The sequence below is a fragment of the Mycobacterium celatum genome (assembly GCF_002101595.1).
Lineage (GTDB): Bacteria > Actinomycetota > Actinomycetes > Mycobacteriales > Mycobacteriaceae > Mycobacterium > Mycobacterium celatum.
Genome location: NZ_LQOM01000048.1, coordinates 68,573 through 86,389, shown reverse-complemented (window position 1 = coordinate 86,389; position 17,817 = coordinate 68,573). Strand labels below are relative to the sequence as shown.

General features: G+C 68.3%; 24 protein-coding genes. 14 read left to right on the top strand and 10 right to left on the bottom strand.

The genetic code is table 11. The features are described from left to right. Window positions 1-88 precede the first annotated feature (88 nt). Window positions 89-760 carry a potassium channel family protein gene (locus tag AWB95_RS20895; protein ID WP_169714719.1) on the top strand — a complete coding sequence of 224 codons (672 nt, stop codon included), beginning with the start codon at window positions 89-91 and terminating at the stop codon, window positions 758-760. A gap of 76 nt (window positions 761-836) precedes the next feature. Further along, window positions 837-1,499, top strand: a complete 663-nt coding sequence (locus tag AWB95_RS20890; RefSeq protein ID WP_062538173.1) for a potassium channel family protein — start codon at window positions 837-839, stop codon at window positions 1,497-1,499. Here the strand turns inward: AWB95_RS20890 and AWB95_RS20885 are convergent. Further along, window positions 1,450-2,103 (bottom strand): DUF3159 domain-containing protein, encoded by a 654-nt coding sequence (locus tag AWB95_RS20885; protein WP_062538172.1) that lies wholly within the window; start codon window positions 2,101-2,103, stop codon window positions 1,450-1,452. The two genes, AWB95_RS20890 and AWB95_RS20885, sit on opposite strands and share 50 nt — an antisense overlap. Continuing rightward, complete coding sequence (locus AWB95_RS20880; protein ID WP_045382367.1) at window positions 2,100-2,471, bottom strand: OB-fold nucleic acid binding domain-containing protein; 372 nt, start codon at window positions 2,469-2,471, stop codon at window positions 2,100-2,102. Before AWB95_RS20880 ends, AWB95_RS20885 begins: the two co-directional genes overlap by 4 nt. Window positions 2,472-2,608: 137 nt before the next feature. On the opposite strand from AWB95_RS20880, the gene AWB95_RS20875 reads away from it, so the two are divergent. Further along, window positions 2,609-3,310, top strand: coding sequence for a hypothetical protein (locus tag AWB95_RS20875; protein ID WP_085168595.1), 702 nt, complete (start codon window positions 2,609-2,611; stop codon window positions 3,308-3,310). Here the strand turns inward: AWB95_RS20875 and AWB95_RS20870 are convergent. Continuing rightward, window positions 3,307-4,044 carry a DUF3710 domain-containing protein gene (locus AWB95_RS20870; protein ID WP_085168594.1) on the bottom strand — a complete coding sequence of 246 codons (738 nt, stop codon included), beginning with the start codon at window positions 4,042-4,044 and terminating at the stop codon, window positions 3,307-3,309. The two genes, AWB95_RS20875 and AWB95_RS20870, sit on opposite strands and share 4 nt — an antisense overlap. Beyond that, window positions 4,044-4,508, bottom strand: a complete 465-nt coding sequence (gene dut, locus AWB95_RS20865) for a dUTP diphosphatase (protein ID WP_062540401.1) — start codon at window positions 4,506-4,508, stop codon at window positions 4,044-4,046. The genes AWB95_RS20870 and dut overlap by 1 nt, the downstream gene beginning before the upstream one ends. Window positions 4,509-4,533: 25 nt before the next feature. Between dut and AWB95_RS20860 the strand changes: the two genes are divergently transcribed. Beyond that, a complete protein-coding gene (locus AWB95_RS20860; RefSeq protein WP_062540400.1) occupies window positions 4,534-5,010 on the top strand; it encodes a DUF3093 domain-containing protein in 477 nt (158 codons plus the stop codon). A 5-nt stretch (window positions 5,011-5,015) separates the two neighbouring features. Here the strand turns inward: AWB95_RS20860 and AWB95_RS20855 are convergent, their stop codons facing one another. Beyond that, window positions 5,016-5,318, bottom strand: a complete 303-nt coding sequence (locus AWB95_RS20855) for a DUF4193 domain-containing protein (protein WP_062540399.1) — start codon at window positions 5,316-5,318, stop codon at window positions 5,016-5,018. 175 nt (window positions 5,319-5,493) lie between these two features. Here AWB95_RS20855 and cei point away from each other — a divergent pair, with 175 nt between their 5' ends. Then, window positions 5,494-6,141 carry an envelope integrity protein Cei gene (gene cei / locus AWB95_RS20850; protein ID WP_062540398.1) on the top strand — a complete coding sequence of 216 codons (648 nt, stop codon included), beginning with the start codon at window positions 5,494-5,496 and terminating at the stop codon, window positions 6,139-6,141. 2 nt (window positions 6,142-6,143) lie between these two features. Here cei and AWB95_RS20845 read toward each other — a convergent pair whose 3' ends face one another. Next, a complete protein-coding gene (locus tag AWB95_RS20845; RefSeq protein ID WP_062540397.1) occupies window positions 6,144-7,007 on the bottom strand; it encodes an inositol monophosphatase family protein in 864 nt (287 codons plus the stop codon). A gap of 105 nt (window positions 7,008-7,112) precedes the next feature. On the opposite strand from AWB95_RS20845, the gene ppgK reads away from it, so the two are divergent. The 3 genes from ppgK (at window position 7,113) to AWB95_RS20830 (ending at window position 10,058) form a co-directional block, all read left to right on the top strand. Then, window positions 7,113-7,883 (top strand): polyphosphate--glucose phosphotransferase, encoded by a 771-nt coding sequence (gene ppgK / locus AWB95_RS20840; protein ID WP_062540396.1) that lies wholly within the window; start codon window positions 7,113-7,115, stop codon window positions 7,881-7,883. A gap of 188 nt (window positions 7,884-8,071) precedes the next feature. Continuing rightward, the gene (locus AWB95_RS20835) at window positions 8,072-9,628 is read left to right on the top strand and encodes an RNA polymerase sigma factor (protein ID WP_062540395.1); all 1,557 of its coding nucleotides are present in this window, start codon (window positions 8,072-8,074) and stop codon (window positions 9,626-9,628) included. A 34-nt stretch (window positions 9,629-9,662) separates the two neighbouring features. After that, on the top strand, window positions 9,663-10,058 hold the full coding sequence (locus AWB95_RS20830; protein WP_062540394.1) for a RidA family protein: 396 nt from the start codon (window positions 9,663-9,665) through the stop codon (window positions 10,056-10,058). Here the strand turns inward: AWB95_RS20830 and AWB95_RS20825 are convergent. Next, a complete protein-coding gene (locus tag AWB95_RS20825) occupies window positions 10,019-10,348 on the bottom strand; it encodes a DUF952 domain-containing protein (RefSeq protein ID WP_084707163.1) in 330 nt (109 codons plus the stop codon). The two genes, AWB95_RS20830 and AWB95_RS20825, sit on opposite strands and share 40 nt — an antisense overlap. 150 nt (window positions 10,349-10,498) lie before the next feature. Here AWB95_RS20825 and AWB95_RS20820 point away from each other — a divergent pair, with 150 nt between their 5' ends. Then, window positions 10,499-10,693, top strand: coding sequence for a DUF7455 domain-containing protein (locus tag AWB95_RS20820; RefSeq protein WP_062540392.1), 195 nt, complete (start codon window positions 10,499-10,501; stop codon window positions 10,691-10,693). Between the two features lie 63 nt (window positions 10,694-10,756). After that, window positions 10,757-11,734, top strand: coding sequence for a YihY/virulence factor BrkB family protein (locus AWB95_RS20815; protein WP_084707161.1), 978 nt, complete (start codon window positions 10,757-10,759; stop codon window positions 11,732-11,734). Here the strand turns inward: AWB95_RS20815 and AWB95_RS20810 are convergent. After that, entirely contained in the window at window positions 11,721-11,960 is a 240-nt protein-coding gene (locus AWB95_RS20810; RefSeq protein WP_062540391.1) for a DUF3039 domain-containing protein, read from the bottom strand. The two genes, AWB95_RS20815 and AWB95_RS20810, sit on opposite strands and share 14 nt — an antisense overlap. A gap of 43 nt (window positions 11,961-12,003) precedes the next feature. Here AWB95_RS20810 and AWB95_RS20805 point away from each other — a divergent pair, with 43 nt between their 5' ends. The 3 genes from AWB95_RS20805 (at window position 12,004) to AWB95_RS20795 (ending at window position 14,351) form a co-directional block, all read left to right on the top strand. Continuing rightward, window positions 12,004-12,420 carry a DUF3099 domain-containing protein gene (locus tag AWB95_RS20805; protein WP_062540403.1) on the top strand — a complete coding sequence of 139 codons (417 nt, stop codon included), beginning with the start codon at window positions 12,004-12,006 and terminating at the stop codon, window positions 12,418-12,420. 119 nt (window positions 12,421-12,539) lie between these two features. Continuing rightward, a complete protein-coding gene (gene sigB / locus AWB95_RS20800; protein ID WP_084707162.1) occupies window positions 12,540-13,529 on the top strand; it encodes a sigma-70 family RNA polymerase sigma factor SigB in 990 nt (329 codons plus the stop codon). A 135-nt stretch (window positions 13,530-13,664) separates the two neighbouring features. Then, window positions 13,665-14,351 (top strand): iron-dependent transcriptional repressor DtxR, encoded by a 687-nt coding sequence (locus tag AWB95_RS20795; protein ID WP_062540389.1) that lies wholly within the window; start codon window positions 13,665-13,667, stop codon window positions 14,349-14,351. On the opposite strand, the gene AWB95_RS20790 is transcribed toward AWB95_RS20795, so the two are convergent. Beyond that, complete coding sequence (locus tag AWB95_RS20790; protein WP_085168593.1) at window positions 14,348-15,406, bottom strand: DUF4192 domain-containing protein; 1,059 nt, start codon at window positions 15,404-15,406, stop codon at window positions 14,348-14,350. The two genes, AWB95_RS20795 and AWB95_RS20790, sit on opposite strands and share 4 nt — an antisense overlap. A 144-nt stretch (window positions 15,407-15,550) precedes the next feature. Here AWB95_RS20790 and sthA point away from each other — a divergent pair, with 144 nt between their 5' ends. After that, window positions 15,551-16,957 carry a Si-specific NAD(P)(+) transhydrogenase gene (gene sthA / locus AWB95_RS20785; RefSeq protein WP_099539764.1) on the top strand — a complete coding sequence of 469 codons (1,407 nt, stop codon included), beginning with the start codon at window positions 15,551-15,553 and terminating at the stop codon, window positions 16,955-16,957. Here the strand turns inward: sthA and AWB95_RS20780 are convergent. Continuing rightward, entirely contained in the window at window positions 16,954-17,733 is a 780-nt protein-coding gene (locus AWB95_RS20780) for a trypsin-like serine peptidase (protein ID WP_085168592.1), read from the bottom strand. The two genes, sthA and AWB95_RS20780, sit on opposite strands and share 4 nt — an antisense overlap. Window positions 17,734-17,817: the final 84 nt, after the last annotated feature.

Genomic DNA, 17,817 nt, shown 5'->3' with positions numbered 1-17,817 from the left:
TAGACGAGAATGTCCCGGGCGCAAATCGGCAGGCCAACCCGGTTGGCGCCGGGGCCCGACGAGCAGGGGAAGCCGAAAGGACCTCAGGGTGCGGGTAGTAGTGATGGGGTGCGGCCGGGTGGGGTCTTCGGTGGCCGACGGCCTGTCCCGGATCGGCCACGACGTCGCGGTGATCGACCGTGACGGCACTGCCTTCAACCGGCTCAGCCCGGATTTCGCCGGTGAGCGGGTGCTGGGCCTGGGCTTCGACCGCGACGTGTTACTGCGGGCCGGGATCGAGGAGGCCGAGGCTTTTGCCGCGGTGTCGTCCGGCGACAACTCCAACATCATTTCGGCACGACTGGCCCGCGAGACCTTCGGCGTTCAGCGCGTGGTGGCCCGGATCTACGATGCCAAGCGCGCGGCGGTCTACGAGCGCCTCGGCATCCCCACCATCGCGACCGTGCCGTGGACCACCGACCGTCTGCTCAACGCTCTGCTCAGAGAGAGCGAAACCACCAAATGGCGTGACCCGACCGGCACGGTCGCCGTCGTCGAGGTGGTACTGCACGAGGATTGGGTGGGGCATCGGCTCACCGACCTGGAGGCCGCAACCGGCGCCCGCGTCGCGTTCTTGATCCGGTTCGGCAGCGGGCTGCTGCCGGAACCGAAGACGGTCATTCAGGCCGGCGACCAGGTTTATGTCGCCGCGATCGCCGGCCGCGCCGCCGAGGCGATGGCCATTGCCGCCCTGCCACCGAGCGAGGACCTGGAAGCATGAAACGCGCCGACGACGAAGACGCCGGCGGAGTTGGCGTTGAAAACGCCGGCGTAGCCGGGGATGAGGAGCGGCGCAAATGAAAGTCGCCATTTCCGGAGCGGGCGCGGTCGGCCGTTCGATCGCCCGGGAGCTCCTCGAAAGCGGCCACGAGGTCAGCCTGATCGAGCGCAACCCCGAACATCTCGACGTCGACGCCATCCCGGCCGCCCACTGGCGGCTCGGGGACGCCTGCGAGCTCAGCTTGCTGGAGTCGGTACACCTCGAGGAGTTCGACGTGGTGATCGCCGCGACCGGCGACGACAAGGCCAACGTGGTGCTGAGTCTGCTGGCCAAGACCGAGTTCGCGGTGCCGCGGGTGGTGGCGCGGGTCAACGATCCGCGCAATGAATGGCTCTTCACCGACGCCTGGGGCGTCGACGTGGCGGTGTCCACACCACGGATGCTGGCGTCGCTGGTCGAAGAAGCCGTCGCGGTCGGAGATCTGGTGCGGCTGATGGAGTTTCGCAAGGGACAGGCCAACCTGGTCGAGATCACGCTGCCCGACGACACGCCATGGGGCGGCAAGCCGGTGCGCAAACTGCAGTTGCCCCGCGACGCGGCGCTGGTGACGATCCTGCGCGGGCCGCGAGTCATCGTTCCGCAGGCCGACGAACCGCTGGAAGGCGGCGACGAGTTGCTGTTCGTCGCGGTTACTGCGGTGGAGGCGGAGCTGCGCCAGCTGCTTCTGCCTGCGCACTAGCGCCAAGCGCGCGTTGCACGACTTTGATCGCCATGTAGGTCACCAAGGCTGCCGCGGCCGTCAACGGCCAGCCCATCGTGATCCGCGCCACTGCCAGCCAGCCCGTGTGATCGGCCTCGTAGAGCAACCGCTGCACCACGAAACGAGCCGCGAAAACCAGCACCCAGGTCAGGGTGGCGATATCGAAGGCGTAGACCGCGCCGCGCACGTCGCGCCAGCCGCGGTCGTGTCCGCCGAACCAGCTCCACAGGTAGCCGACGATGGGCCGGCGGATCAGCACCGACACCGCGAAGACCACCGCCCACAGCAACGACATCCAGATGCCCAGCAGGAAATAGCCTTTCGACTGCCCCACCGCGTAAGCGATCACCGCGCAGATGGCGACACCGACGAACCCGGACACCGCCGGCTGGATGGAGTCGCGCCGGATCAGCCGCCACAGCAGCACGACTGCGGCCACCCCAACCGCTGCGCCGATGGCAGATATCAGGCCGGCGGCAGCGGAGACGGCCACAAAGACGACCACCGGCAGCGAGGAGTAGACAAGCCCGCTGACGCCGCCCAGCTGGGTCAGTAACGCCGATCGGTCAGGACGGCAGGTCACCGCTGAATTTCGTAGTGCGGGTTGTAAATCGCCTTGGTGCCGTTGTCCAGCTTGCCCAGCCGGCCTCGCACCCGCAGCGTGCGACCGGAGTCGATTCCGGGAATCCGGCGTTGGCCCAACCACACCAGCGCGACGGTGTCGGTGCCGTCGAACAACTCGGCGCGAACCCCGCCGGCGCAACCCTTGGCGTTGGCTTCCACGCTGCGCAGCGTGCCGACCATCGTGACCTCTTGCCCGCGCTGGCAATCGATCGCCCGCTGCGCGCCGGTGTTGACCGCCTCGTCGGACAGCTCCTCGACGTCGCGCTGCTCGGGGTCCTCCGTCAGTCGACGGGTGAGCCGGCGCAGATAACCTTCGGCCGTCGCCATCACCTTCTTCACAACAATTCGGCTGAGCCGAATCCCGTTATGCCAACGGACACCGTAGACCCGTTAGTTCCCGAGCGCCATGCGGCCCCCTCGGGGTGCCGGTGGAGTACCCGTAAACGCCGGGCAGTATCGAGCCTGTGGGTGTCGACTTGCACGGTGTGACGACCGTCGTGCTGCCCGGAACTGGATCCGACGACGACTACGTCGAGCGGGCCTTCGCGGGCCCGTTGCGCGATGCCGGGGCGCTGGTCGTGGCACCGCCGCCGCAGCCGGGCCGCTTGGTCGACGGTTACCTTGCGGCGTTGGACGACGCCGCGCGGCGCGGCGCGATCGCCGTCGGCGGGGTCTCGATCGGGGCCGCGGTGGCCACCGGGTGGGCGCTGCGGCATCCGGCTCGCGCGGTGGCGGTGCTGGCCGCGCTGCCCGCCTGGACCGGCGCGCCCGACGGCGCCCCGGCCGCGCTGGCGGCCCGGCACTCGGCGCAGCAGCTGCGACGCGAGGGGCTAGCCGCGACGACGGCGCAGATGCGGGCGTCGAGCCCGCGATGGCTGAGCGACGAGCTGGCACGGTCATGGCGGCGCCTGTGGCCGCACCTGCCCGACGCGATGGACGCCGCGGCGGCGTACGTGGCACCGAGCCGTGCGGAGCTGGCGCGGTTGGCCGCGCCGCTGGGCGTCGCCGCCGCGGTCGACGATCCGATCCACCCGCTGCAGGTCGGTGCCGAATGGGCGGCCGCCGCACCGCGGGCAGCGTTGCGAACCGTGACGCTCGAAGAGATCGGCGCCGACCCGGCCGCGCTGGGCACCGCGTGTCTGGCCGCCCTGGGCGACGCGGCTTAGCCTCCGGTTGTGCTGCTGCGCAACTGCTGCATTGCCGACCCTGCGGCGCTGCGGCGCTCAGTGGGCGCGGACGCATCCTGTTGCGCGGCCGCCTGCTGCGCGGCGGCCTCCCGAAGCTGGGCCGCCATCGGCTCGGGCAGCTGCACCGTCAGCGGTGTCCGCACCGGCAGCGGCGTATCACCGCGACGAACAACAGTGTCCGCCAACGCTTCTCGTGCTTCGGCGGTCAGCGCGTCGATGGCCTCCGGTGCGGCGTTGACCACGCAGCGGATCATCCATCGGTAGCCGTCGACCCCGATGAACCGCACCACGCCGGCCCCGGTGCCGACCACTTCGCGGCCCCACGGACCGTCCTGGATGCTCACCTTGGCCCCGTCCTTGCGCAGCGAGTCGGCCAGCTCGCCGGCCACCTCGCGCCACAGGCCGGCGGTTTTCGGCGCCGCATACGCGGCGATGGTGTAGCGACCGTTCGGTGTCACGATCCACACCGCGCTGGGGATGCCGGTCTCGGTGAGCTCGACCTGCAGCTGGCCCTCCGCCGGCATCGGGATCAGCACCGAGCCTAGGTCCAGCCGGGCCACTTCCGCGGCCGCTGGATCGTCGAAATCCTCGATGTCGAATGGGCCGTCGAGTTCCACCGCGGGTTGGGGCTCAGCCGACGGTTCCGGCTGTGCCGCCGCAACTTCCGCGCCGCGCGACTCGTCGTCTTTGGCTTTGCGCCTACCGAATGCCATTACAAACTCGCATGTCCGCCGGAGGAGCCGTGGCCACCGTCGCCCCGGGACGTGTCGGCCAGACCGGCCTCGTCGAACGACGCCACTTCGACCAGGTCGACCAGCTCGACCCGTTGCACGAGCAGCTGCGCGATGCGGTCACCCCGATGCACGGCGATCGGCGTAGCCGGGTCGAGGTTGATCAGCGCCACCTTGATCTCACCGCGATAGCCTGCGTCGATGGTGCCAGGACTGTTGACGATCGAAAGTCCAACTCGCGCAGCCAATCCGGAGCGCGGATGGACTAACCCGACCATCCCGTACGGGATGGCCACCGCGACGCCGGTCCGCACCAGGACGCGATGCCCGGGCGCGATTTCGACGTCTTCGGCGCTATAGAGGTCGACGCCGGCGTCACCGTCGTGGGCGCGGCTGGGCAGCGGCAGCCCGGGGTCGAGACGGACAACTGCCAGACTGGTCGACACGGGGGCACAGATTACCCTTGACCGCGTGTCGGGTACGCGTGTCGCGCCGCAAAGCGTGCGGTATCGCGAGCGTCTGTGGGTGCCATGGTGGTGGTGGCCGCCGGGTTTCGCGCTGGCGGCGATCGTCGCCCTGGAGGTCAACCAGGGCGTGCCCGCGCTGCCGAACTGGCTGCCGTTCGCGGTGCTGTTCGCGGTGGCCACCGGCGCGCTGCTGTGGTTGGGGCGAATGGAGATCCGGGTCACCACCGGTGATGAGGGTGTCGAACTGTGGGCCGCCGACGCGCATCTGCCGGTCACCGTGATCGCCCGCTCGGCGGAAATTCCCCGCTCGGCCAAGTCGGCGGCGCTGGGGCGTCAGCTCGATCCCGCGGCCTACGTACTGCACCGGGCCTGGGTCGGTCCCATGGTGCTCGTCGTGCTCGACGACCCCGACGACCCGACGCCGTACTGGCTGGTGAGCTGCCGCCACCCGGAGCGGGTGCTATCGGCATTGCGCAGTTGATCCGCTCAGGCCGCGCAGTCGGTACAGATCATCACGCCGTTCTTCTCGCTGGCGAGCCGGCTGCGGTGTTGCACCAGAAAGCAACTCGAGCAAGTGAACTCATCAGCCTGCTTCGGAACAACGCGGACGGACAACTCTTCGCCGGACAAGTCGGCGCCAGGCAGTTCGAACGACTCGGCGGTCTCGGACTCATCGACGTCGACGACGGCCGACGCCGCCTCGTTACGCCGCGCTTTGAGCTCCTCCAGCGAATCCTCCGAAACGTCATCGGTCTCGGTTCGCCGTGGGGCGTCATAGTCGGTAGCCATCGGCCTCTCCCCTCGCTCCCCCTCTGAGAACTATGCAAGCAACGCTTTGTACCAGCGTCGAACGCATCCACCAAACGATTCGTGCCCGTATCCCGCTGTCTTCAAGTGTGATTTACATCACACAGACAATTTGACCGCGGTGTCCCGCCCTAAACATCGCGTTTAGAGTGCTCGTGTGGTCGCGTTAATCACCGAGGGCACCGCCTTCGACAAACACGGTCGCCCCTTTCGGCGCCGCAACGCGCGGCCCGCCATCTGCCTGCTGACCGTCCTGCTGGTGGCTACCGCCGTGGTGTGGACGATCGCGCTGACCCGTCCGCCCGAGGTTCACGAGGCCGCGGTGTGCAATCCGCCGCCCGGCCAGTCGGATCCGGCCAAGCCACGGTTGGGTGAGCCGGTATCGCGCAGCACGATGACCAACGTTGCCCCGGCCAGACTGGCCGACACCAAGATCCGTGTCCTCAACGCCAGCGGGCGCGGCGGTCAGGCCGCCGACGTCGCCAATGCGCTGCACGACCTCGGCTTCGCCCAGCCGACCGCCGCCAACGACCCGATTTATGAGGGCACCCGGCTGACCTGCCAGGGCCAGATCCGGTTCGGCGAGGCCGGTCAGGCCGCCGCCGCCGCGGTGTGGCTGGTGGCGCCGTGCACCGAGTTGTTCCGCGACGACCGCGGCGACGACTCCGTCGATCTCGCCCTGGGCACCGACTTCACCGCGCTCGCGCACAGCGACGACATCAACGCCGTCCTCGCCGGATTGCGCCCGGGTGCCGAGCCGGCCGATCCGGCCCTGCTGACCAAGGTGCACTCCAGCAGCTGCTGAGTTCAGTCGGGAATCGGGGCGAGCCCGTCGAATCTTCCGAGGGCGGCGACCAATTCGTCGGCGATCCCGGGCGCCGCGGCGACCACCAGGCCGGCGCTGCCCTCCGACCCCCGGGGCAACACCACCCGTGCCCCCGCCTCGGCGGCGATCAGCGCCCCGGCCGCGGAGTCCCATACATGCAGACCGTGCTCGTAGTAGGCGTCGAGCCGCCCGGCGGCGACCATGCACAAATCCAGTGCGGCAGAACCGATGCGGCGCACGTCGCGGACCACCGGCAGCATCTTGGCCACCAGCTCGGCCTGCGCGGTGCGCCGCCGCCGCGAGTACGCGAATCCGGTGCCCAGCAGCGCCATCGACAAATCGCCGACCGCGCTGCACCGCAGCCGCCGCGTTCCGCTCTCGTCGGTCAGATGCGCACCGAGTCCCGTCGCCGCCGAATAGACCCGCCCCGCCACGACGTCGGCGACGGCCCCCGCCACCGACACGCCGTCTACCTGCGCCGCCACCGACACCGCATAGGCCGGGATGCCGTAGACGAAGTTCACCGTGCCGTCGATGGGGTCGAGCACCCAGGTGACCGCGCCGGCCGGGGCCGAATCGGCGGGCCCGCCGCCCTCCTCGCCCAGAATCGGGTCGCCGGATCGCAGTTGCGCCAACCGATCCCGCAACAGGCGCTCGGTTTCGGTGTCGACGACGGTCACCGGATCAGTCGGGGTGGTCTTGCTCTGCACCGCCCCGCTCGCCTCGCCGTTGGCGTCGGCGCCGAACACTTCGCCGCGCCGGCGGCGCACGAAGGCGGCCGCTTCGCCGGCCAACGCCTCGGCGACCGCGCGCAGGCGGGCGGGCTGGTTGTCAGGTGTGCTCACCGGTCTATCGCAGCACAGTGTCCGACGCACAGCGATCTGGCGGTGGGCCGCGCATCGACGCATTAGGGTGTGGTCGGACAGGCCCGTCTCGCCCGAGGAGATCCGATGACCAGTAGCGACTCGCAACAGCGGCGCGGCTTCGGTGTCGACGTCGGCGGCAGCGGCATCAAGGGCGGGATCGTCGACCTGGATACCGGTCAGTTGATCGGCGACAGGGTCAAGCTGCCCACACCGCAGCCGGCCACGCCGTCGGCCGTGGCCAAGACCATTGCAGCGGTGGTCAACGAGTTCGGGTGGTCGGGCCCGCTGGGGGTGACCTATCCCGGGGTCGTCACCCAGGGCGTCGTGCAGACCGCAGCCAACGTCGACAAGGCCTGGATCGGCACCAACGCGCGCGAGATCATCAGCGCCGAACTCAACGGTCAGGAGATCGTCGTCCTCAACGACGCCGACGCCGCCGGGCTGGCGGAAGAACGCTACGGGGCGGGCAAAGACCGGACCGGGCTGGTAATCCTGCTCACGTTCGGGACCGGGATCGGCTCGGCGCTGATTCACAACGGGATACTGCTGCCCAACACCGAGTTGGGACACGTCGACGTCGACGGCAAAGAAGCCGAGCACCGCGCGGCGTCGTCGGTTCGGGACAACAAGGGCTGGAGCTACAAGAAGTGGGCCAAGCAGGTGACCAAGGTGCTGGTCGCCTTCGAGAACGCATTGTGGCCCGACCTGTTTATCGCCGGCGGCGGCATCAGCCGCAAGGCCGACAAGTGGGTGCCCTTGCTGGAAAACCGGACGCCGGTGGTCGCGGCGGCCCTGCAAAACACCGCCGGGATCGTCGGCGCGGCGATGGCCGCCACCAGCGACGTCACCCACTGAATTTGCGCGCTCGGGCGGCAGCACCCTTACGTGTCGTTACAATGGTCACCGGCAGCCGCCCAACCACTAGCGGCGAGCATCCAAGCTGATATCAAGGCCGACATCCGACATAGCCGACATTTTCGGTAGCGCACGCCAACCGCGCCGAAGGCTCGGCGTGACAACTTGAGGCGACCGAAGGGGTTTTCGTGGCAGCGACCAAAGCAAGCCCGGCAACCGATGAGCCGGTGAAGCGCACCGCTACCAAGTCCCCCGCCAAAGCCGGGGCGAAGCGATCCGCGGCCAAGTCGGCCAACGGCTCCGCCCCCGCCAAACGGGCTACCAAGACCGCAACGCGAGCCAGCAAAACACCCGCCAAAACCGCCAAGGCGGTGCCCGACACCACGAAAAAGGGCCGCGCCCCGGCGAAAAGCGCCACCAAGGCGGCGCCCGCGCGTGGCCGCGCCAAGAAGACCGCACCGGCCAAGGACGCCGCCAAAGGCGCCGAGGTCGTAGCCGATGCCCTCGAGGTCGACGACGAGGTCGATCAGCTCGACGCCGAGCCGGAACTCGACGGCGAGCCGGCCGAAGACATCGAGTTGGACGCCGACCTGAGCCTCGAGGATCTCGAAGACGTGGTGTCCGCTGTCGACGACGACACCGACGTCGAGCCGGCCGACGAGGCGGAGGCAGAGGTTGACCCGGCCGCGGTGACCGCGGAGGGCTCCGACGATGACGAGGAGATCGCCGAGCCAAGCGAAAAGGACAAAGCCTCAGGCGATTTCGTATGGGACGAGGACGAGTCCGAGGCGTTGCGTCAGGCCCGCAAGGATGCCGAGCTCACCGCGTCGGCAGACTCCGTGCGCGCCTATCTCAAGCAGATCGGCAAGGTGGCGCTGCTCAACGCCGAAGAAGAGGTCGAGCTGGCCAAGCGAATCGAGGCCGGCCTGTACGCCACCCAGCTGATGGCCGAGATGGCCGAGCGCGGCGAGAAGCTGCCCGCCGCCCAGCGCCGCGACATGATGTGGATTTGTCGTGACGGCGACCGCGCGAAAAACCATCTGCTGGAGGCGAATCTGCGGCTGGTGGTGTCACTGGCCAAGCGTTACACCGGCCGCGGCATGGCGTTTCTCGACCTGATCCAGGAGGGCAACCTTGGTCTGATCCGCGCGGTCGAAAAGTTCGACTACACCAAGGGTTACAAGTTCTCCACGTACGCGACATGGTGGATCCGCCAGGCGATCACCCGCGCGATGGCAGACCAGGCGCGCACCATCCGCATCCCGGTGCACATGGTCGAGGTGATCAACAAACTCGGCCGCATCCAGCGCGAGCTGCTGCAGGACCTGGGCCGCGAGCCCACTCCGGAAGAGCTCGCCAAGGAAATGGACATCACCCCGGAGAAGGTGCTGGAGATCCAGCAGTACGCCCGGGAGCCGATCTCGCTGGACCAGACCATCGGCGACGAGGGCGACAGCCAACTCGGCGACTTCATCGAGGATTCCGAAGCGGTGGTCGCCGTCGACGCGGTCTCGTTCACCCTGCTGCAAGACCAGCTGCATTCGGTGCTGGAGACGCTGTCCGAACGCGAGGCCGGCGTGGTGCGACTGCGCTTCGGGCTTACCGACGGCCAGCCCCGCACTCTCGACGAGATCGGCCAGGTCTACGGCGTCACCCGTGAGCGCATTCGCCAGATCGAGTCCAAGACAATGTCGAAGCTGCGCCACCCCAGCCGTTCACAAGTCCTGCGCGACTACCTCGACTGAGCCGTCTTGCGGCGCAGTGCAATAGCCTGACGGCATGCCAACGCGCCGCGTCCTCGTCTCGTCCGGCTCGGATTTCGAGTCCACCGTCGGCTATTCCCGCGCCGTGCGAATCGGCCCGCATGTGGTGGTGTCGGGAACAACCGGCGCCGGAGAAGACGTCGCCACGCAGACCCGGGATTGCTTGCGTCGCATAGAGATTGCGCTTGACGAAGCCGGCGCGGCCCTCGCCGATGTCGTCCGCACCCGCATCTACGTGACCGATATTTCGCGCTGGCGCGAGATCGGTGAAGTACACGCACAGGTCTTCGGTGAGATCCGCCCCGCGGCCACCATGGTCGAGGTCTCGGCGCTCATTGCGCCGGACCTGCTCGTGGAGATCGAAGCCGACGCCTACATCGCCGAGAACATGCCGTCGGGCCCCGGCGGGTAGCGGGTGACGTCGATCACAGCGTCGATCGGCAGCGGGCCGTACAGATGCGGGAACAGCATCGCCTTCGGATCCGTTGCTACACCTGGTTCCCAACGCACGGTTGACGTCAACCTGGCCGGGTCGATGTGTAGCAGCACCAAGTCGGTGCGGCCACGGTAGAGCCGGTTGGCCGGCAGGTGCACTTGTTCGGGCGTCGACAGGTGCACGAAGCCAGCGGCGGTCAGTGATTCGGGGCGAAGCTCGCCGCGGGCCTGTGCCTGCGACCACTCGTCTGTTGAACACAGGTGCATCAGCACAGCGGGATCGGAGTTCACCCGAACCACCCTGCCCGACCGCCAACTGGGCAGGCGTGAGAAACGACACACCGGGTAAACCCTCGGGGAAGAAGGCCAAACGCCCCAACATTTGAGACAGTGGGGTTAGGCCAGAACGGAGTAGCCATGAACGCAACTTTGACCAGTCCGGAACTGACTAGGGCTGATCGATGCGACCGGTGCGGTGCCGCCGCACGGGTGCGTGCCAAGCTGCCCTCAGGTGCCGAACTTCTCTTCTGCCAGCACCACGCGAATGAACACGAGGCCAAGCTGGTCGAGTTGGCCGCCGTGCTGGAAGTCAGCCCCCCGCTGGAGCCGTAGCCCACAACTCGCCCGTCGGCAATCCGCACGGCGGGAAGCCACGTCAGGAATCCTGGACTGATCATGAGCAGCCAGATCCCGAAGCCCTCACGCCACCACATCTGGCGCATCACCCGCCGCACGCTGTCGAAAAGCTGGGATGACTCCATCTTTTCCGAGTCGGCGCAGGCGGCGTTCTGGTCAGCGCTGTCCTTGCCACCACTGCTGCTGGGCATGCTCGGCAGCCTCGCCTACGTCGCGCCGCTGTTCGGTCCGGACACCCTGCCTGCCATCGAGCACCGGCTGGTGACCATGGCGCACAGCTTCTTTTCCGACAACGTCGTCAACGAGATCATCAAGCCGACGATCAGCGACATCGACAAGGGCGCACGCGGCGAAGTGGTGTCGCTGGGCTTCGTGATCTCGCTGTGGGCCGGCTCGTCGGCCATCTCTGCGTTCGTCGATGCCGTGGTCGAAGCCCACGACCAGACGCCGCTGCGCCATCCCGTGCGGCAGCGGCTGTACGCGCTGGGCCTGTACGTCGCGATGCTGCTGTTCCTGATCGCCACGGCGCCGCTGATGGTGCAGGGCCCCCGTAAGGCCGAACAATTCATCCCGGACAGCTGGCTCGACATCGGCTACTACCCGGCATTGATCGTCGGGTTGATGGTCGCCGTGATAATCCTGTACCGAGTGGCGCTGCCCGAAGCGCTGCCGACGCACCGCCTGGTCTTCGGCGCGATACTGGCCACCGTCGTCTTTTTGATCGCCACCCTCGGCCTGCGGGTCTACCTGAGGTGGATCACCGCCACCGGCTACACCTACGGGGCGCTGGCAACCCCGATCGCATTCTTGTTGTTCGCCTTCTTCGGCGGGTTCGCGATCATGCTGGGCGCCGAGCTCAACGCCGCCATCCAGGAGGAGTGGCCGGCGCCGGCCACCCATGCCCACCGGCTGCGGCGCTGGCTGAAAGCACGCACAGGGATCGGCAACGGCGACGACGCCGGAGCGGACGTCGAGTGTGTCCGCGACCTGGGCGCCGCGAGGGTCAGCTCTTCTTGAGCTGCTCGTAGATCCGCTTGCAATCCGGGCACACCGGCGACCCCGGCTTGGCCGACCGGGTCACCGGGAACACTTCGCCGCACAACGCGACGACATGCGTGCCCATCACCGCGCTCTCGGCAATCTTGTCCTTCTTGACGTAGTGGAAGTATTTCGGGGTGTCGGTGCCCGTCCCGTCGTCGACGCGTTCGTCGGTATCGGTGCGCTCGATCGTCTGGGTCTGCATGCCTCATATTGTGCCGGAAACCCGTTACGACAGAGTCGACGAAGTGTGGGACAGTAAAGAGATGAAGCACGGCCCCGAGCTGGGTTTCGACGACGACGGTCGGCCGGTGCTGATCACCGCGGCTGCACCCTCATTTGAGGTGCAGCACCGCGAGCGGGTGCGCAAATACCTGACGTTGATGGCATTCCGGATTCCCGCGCTGGTGTTGGCCGCGCTGGCCTACGGCGCCTGGCACAACGGCCTGATCTCGCTGCTGATTCTGGTCGCGTCGATTCCGTTGCCGTGGATGGCCGTTCTGATCGCCAACGACCGTCCGCCGCGCCGGGCCGATGAACCCCGGCGGTTCGACAGCACCCGTCGGCGCACCCCGATCTTCCCCACCGCCGAGCGCCCCGCACTCGAGCCGCGCCGTGCGGCGGCGCCGCCACCGGAGTCGCCGGACGCCCCGGGTTCGGCGTAATCGGCCACCGGCCGGAGTTTCTCAGCACTTTCACAGGTCGCCAGCACATTTGTGCACGTCAAAGCGTGTGAGATCGGCGCGCGGTGGGAACTCTTGGCTCGGGTTGGTCGTTGGACCACGTGACAGCTCAAGCCGATCGGGAGGCCGCTATGGCAAATGCCACCACAAGCCGGGTTGACAGCGATCTGGACGCTCAAAGCCCAGCCGCGGACTTGGTGCGCGTGTATCTGAACGGCATCGGCAAGACGGCGTTGCTCAACGCCGCTGACGAAGTCGAACTCGCCAAGCGCATCGAGGCCGGGCTTTACGCCCAGCATCTGCTGGACACCCGTAAGCGGCTCGGCGAGAACCGCAAACGTGACTTGCAGGCCGTGGTTCGCGACGGCGAAGCCGCGCGCCGGCACCTGCTGGAAGCCAATCTGCGGCTGGTGGTGTCGCTGGCCAAGCGCTACACGGGTCGCGGGATGCCGCTGCTGGATCTCATCCAGGAAGGCAATCTCGGACTGATCCGCGCCATGGAGAAGTTCGACTACACAAAGGGATTCAAGTTCTCGACGTATGCCACCTGGTGGATTCGGCAGGCGATCACCCGCGGCATGGCCGACCAGAGCCGCACCATCCGGTTGCCGGTTCATCTCGTCGAGCAAGTGAACAAGTTGGCGCGTATCAAACGCGAGATGCACCAGAACCTCGGCCGCGAGGCCACGGACGAGGAGCTTGCCGCCGAGTCGGGCATTCCGGTCGACAAGATCAACGACCTGCTCGAGCACAGCCGCGACCCGGTCAGCCTCGACATGCCCGTAGGCTCCGAGGAGGAAGCACCGCTGGGCGACTTCATCGAAGACGCCGAAGCGATGTCCGCCGAGAACGCAGTGATCGCCGAGCTGCTGCACACCGACATCCGCAGCGTGCTGGCCACCCTCGACGAGCGTGAGCATCAGGTGATCCGGCTGCGCTTCGGCCTCGACGACGGGCAGCCGCGCACGCTGGACCAGATCGGCAAGCTGTTCGGGCTGTCGCGCGAACGGGTGCGCCAGATCGAGCGCGAGGTGATGGCCAAGCTGCGCAACGGCGAACGGGCCGACCGGCTGCGCTCCTACGCCAGCTGAGACCGAGACGAGTATGCCCGCCGCGACGCGGCGGGCATACTTCTGCCGTGCGGCTCGCCGCCAGCCGTGCGAGTGTGTTAGCGGACCATTCACGCAGCTGGCCAAGTAGACTTGAGCTGCGACGGAGGGTGCGGAATGAACGACCTGGTTGATACCGCCGAGATGTATCTGCGGACGATCTACGACCTCGAGGAAGAGGGCGTAACGCCGCTGCGTGCGCGTATCGCCGAACGGCTCGACCAGAGCGGACCCACCGTCAGCCAGACCGTGTCCCGGATGGAGCGCGACGGGTTGCTGCACGTCGCCGGCGACCGCCACCTCGAACTCACCGACAAGGGCCGGGCGCTGGCCATCGCCGTGATGCGCAAGCACCGGCTCGCCGAGCGGCTACTGGTCGATGTGATCGGGCTGCCGTGGGAAGACGTGCATGCCGAGGCCTGCCGCTGGGAACACGTGATGAGCGAGGACGTCGAGCGCCGGCTGGTGCAGGTGCTCAACAACCCGACCACCTCGCCGTTCGGCAACCCGATTCCGGGACTGCTGGACCTCGGCGTCGAGTCGGGCGCCGAAGACGCCAACCTGGTGCGGTTGACCGAGTTGCCGGCCGGGTCGCCGGTCGCGGTCGTGGTGCGCCAGCTCACCGAGCACGTCCAGGGCGACATCGACCTGATCACCCGCCTGAAGGACGCCGGTGTCGTGCCCAACGCCCGAGTGACCGTCGAGACCAACCCGGCCGGCGGAGTGACCATCGTGATACCGGGCCACGAGAATGTGACCCTGCCGCACGAGATGGCCCACGCCGTCAAGGTCGAAAAGGTTTAAACCGCCCGCTGTCCAAACGTTCGCCGCGGCGGTAGCCGCACCCCGAGCCGGCGGGCCAGCCGGTAGCCGGTGAGCGCGAGCTCCCGGATGTTCTCCGGCCGCAACCCCGACTGCAGGGCGGTGTCGAGCATGCCCCCCATCCGGTGGCCGGGCTCGCAGCGCAGCGCGGCCTCCAGCGACACCCCGGCGAGCGGCCCGTCGCCGCGGGCGTAGGCACTGAACGCGAGTAACACCAATGCTTCGGCCCGCCAGGACGCGGGCAGCCGGCGCGACAGCAGTGCCCACAGCGACTCGGCCGCAACGGCGTTCTCGCCGACGGCCAGCGCGTAGAGCGTGTCGCGAACCTGCACGTCGGCCAGCGCGCAGCCCAACCGCGCCACCTGCTCATCGTCGAGCCCGTGCCCGTCGGCGACTCGCGCCGCGGCGGCCATCGCCGCTTCGACGTCGCGGCGGCCGCAGCCGACCGGATCGGCGCGGTAGGCGAGGTCCCGGGCTGCGGCGCATTCCTCAATGAGCGCAGCCAGTTCAGCGCTGCCGCCCTGTTCGTCGGCGGCGATGACCGCCTGCAGGTCGGCGCGCCGCGCGTAGAGGCGCCGGCCGTCCAGCACGGCGGCCAGCGCCAGCGGCGACGCCGACGGGTCGTCGACCGCCCCGCCCGAACCGCAGCCGTCGACGCAGTGCCACCGCCCGCCGGGGGCCACCCGGTCCACCACATGCGCGGCCCACAGCACGATGTCGCGCTGCGACAACTCGTCGGTGAGCGTTGCGCACAGCTCACGGTATTCCTCGTTGCAGACTGGGCAGCCGGCGCCGTCGGCGTCGACCAGCACCGCGATGGCGGCCTCGGGATCGGCTGCGGCGGCGACGTCAGCGAGGTGACCGAGCCGGTCGGGCAGCTTGTCGGACAGGTCGACGCGCATGACGGAGCCGAGCTCGCCGCCGTCGATCGACACCAACACCAGTGATTTCTCCGGCACGAAACCCAAGACGGCCGGCAGCGCGGCGATCAATGCGCCGGGGCGGTTCAGTTCAAAGTCTGCTCGATGCGTTGTCATGGGGCGAACGCTGGCAACCGGCACCGTCACGGTGTGCACGGCGAGGCCCCGCGATCGGCCGGCTGGGGATGAACTCGCGACTGTGTATCGCGCGTCAGCGTGCGAGATTTGACGAATCAGCGTAGATGTCTACTCATGGGTTCGATGCGGGAGTACGACCTGGTCGTCATCGGTTCAGGTCCGGGCGGGCAGAAAGCGGCGATCGCCGCGGCAAAATTGGGCAAATCGGTCGCCGTCATCGAGCGCGGCCGAATGCTGGGCGGGGTCTGCGTCAACACCGGAACCATCCCGTCGAAAACGTTGCGGGAAGCCGTGGTCTACCTCACCGGCGTGAGCCAGCGCGAGCTGTACGGCGCGAGCTACCGGGTCAAAGACAAGATCACCCCGGCCGACCTGCTGGCCCGCACCCAGCACGTGATCGGCAAGCAGGTCGACGTGGTGCGAAACCAGTTGATGCGCAACCGAATTGACCTGATTGTGGGACACGGCCGCTTCGTCGACCCGCACACCATCCTGGTGGAGGACGCGTCGCGCGGTGAACGCGTCACCGTCTCCGGCGACTTCATCGTGATCGCCACCGGCACCAAGCCCGTGCGGCCCGGCGGGGTCGAGTTCGACGAGGAGCGCGTGCTGGACTCCGACGGCATCCTCGATCTCAAGTCGCTGCCGTCGTCGATGGTCGTGGTCGGCGCCGGCGTGATCGGCATCGAATACGCGTCGATGTTCGCCGCGCTCGGCACCAAGGTGACCGTCGTCGAGAAACGCGAGACGATGCTGGACTTCTGCGACCCGGAGATCGTCGAGGCGCTGAAATTCCATCTGCGCGACCTGGCCGTCACGTTCCGATTCGGCGAGGAGGTCACCGCCGTGGACGTCGGCTCCGTCGGCACCGTCACCACGCTGGCCAGCGGCAAGCAGATCCCTGCCGAGACCGTTATGTACTCCGCCGGGCGGCAGGGCCAGACCGAGGACCTCGACCTGGAGAACGCCGGCCTGGAAACCGACCACCGCGGACGGATCTTCGTCGACGACCAGTTCTGCACCAAGATCGACCACATCTACGCCGTCGGCGACGTAATCGGCTTCCCCGCGCTGGCCGCCACCTCGATGGACCAGGGCCGGCTGGCCGCCTACCACGCGTTCGGCGAGCCCACCGACGGCATGACCGAACTGCAGCCGATCGGCATCTATTCGATTCCGGAGGTCTCTTACGTGGGCGCCACCGAAGTCGAGCTGACCAAGGACGCGATTCCCTACGAGGTGGGGGTGGCCCGCTACCGGGAACTGGCCCGCGGCCAGATCGCCGGCGACTCCTACGGCATGCTCAAGCTGCTGGCGTCCACCGAGGACCGCACGCTGCTCGGGGTGCACATCTTCGGCACCAGCGCCACCGAGATGGTGCACATCGGGCAGGCCGTGATGGGCTGCGGCGGCACAGTCGACTACCTCGTCGACGCGGTGTTCAACTATCCGACGTTCTCGGAGGCCTACAAGGTGGCGGCGCTCGACGTCACCAACAAGATGCGGGCACTCAACCAGTTCCGCAGTTAGCACGGGTCGTTAAGGGCTTGCGGGGCAACGTCACCGGGGCCGCCGGCCTCGGCGCGCGCCAACAACGCGGTCGTGTGCTCGTCGAACGGCGCCGAATACGACACGCTCTCCTCGCATCCGCCGCCGTCCAGCCCGCCGATCACGCCGGTCACCGTCGACCCGGCGATCCACGGTGCGCCGCTGGTGCCGTCGACCAGCCCCGCGCACGGCAGCGTGGGATACCCCCCGCGGGTGGTCTCGGTGCTGGCCTGGCAGCCGATCGGCGTGCCGCCGACACCGACCGGATAGCCGACGACGCTGACCCGGGTGCCCGGCCCGGGGGCGCTGCCCAGCGACAGCCCTGAGCCGGCCCGCGCCTCGATCGCGGCGCCGTCGGCGCGGCTGACCCGCGCGATCGCATAGTCGGCGCGCGGATCCTGAGCCGCCAACCAGCGCGGATCGAGGTACACGGTGTCGACCGTCCAGGCCTGGGCAGCCGCGGCGGATCCGGAGAAACCGGGAACGAAGGCGGTCGGCAGCCCGGCCGCCAGGCAATGCGCCGCCGTCAACACCAGGTCGCCTCCGGCCGAATGCAGCACCGAGCCGGTGCAAGCGTGCAAGTCGCCGCCGCCGAGAAAGATCGCCCCCACCCGCGGGTCGGGCGGGACCGGGCCTGCAGCAATGCCGTGCGCGACGGCTTGCTCGGAGGTGGCGGTGATCGGTGCGGACGCCGCCCGCTGCCCGCACGCCGCCAGCACCACGGCCAGGACCGACAGGCCCGCCACCACTTCGCGCATCGCTGCCGATCATGCCCGATCATGCGGAATGCGGCCTGACAGCATCGCGTTTGGACGTACAGGCGGGTGCTGCCCGCCGATCTG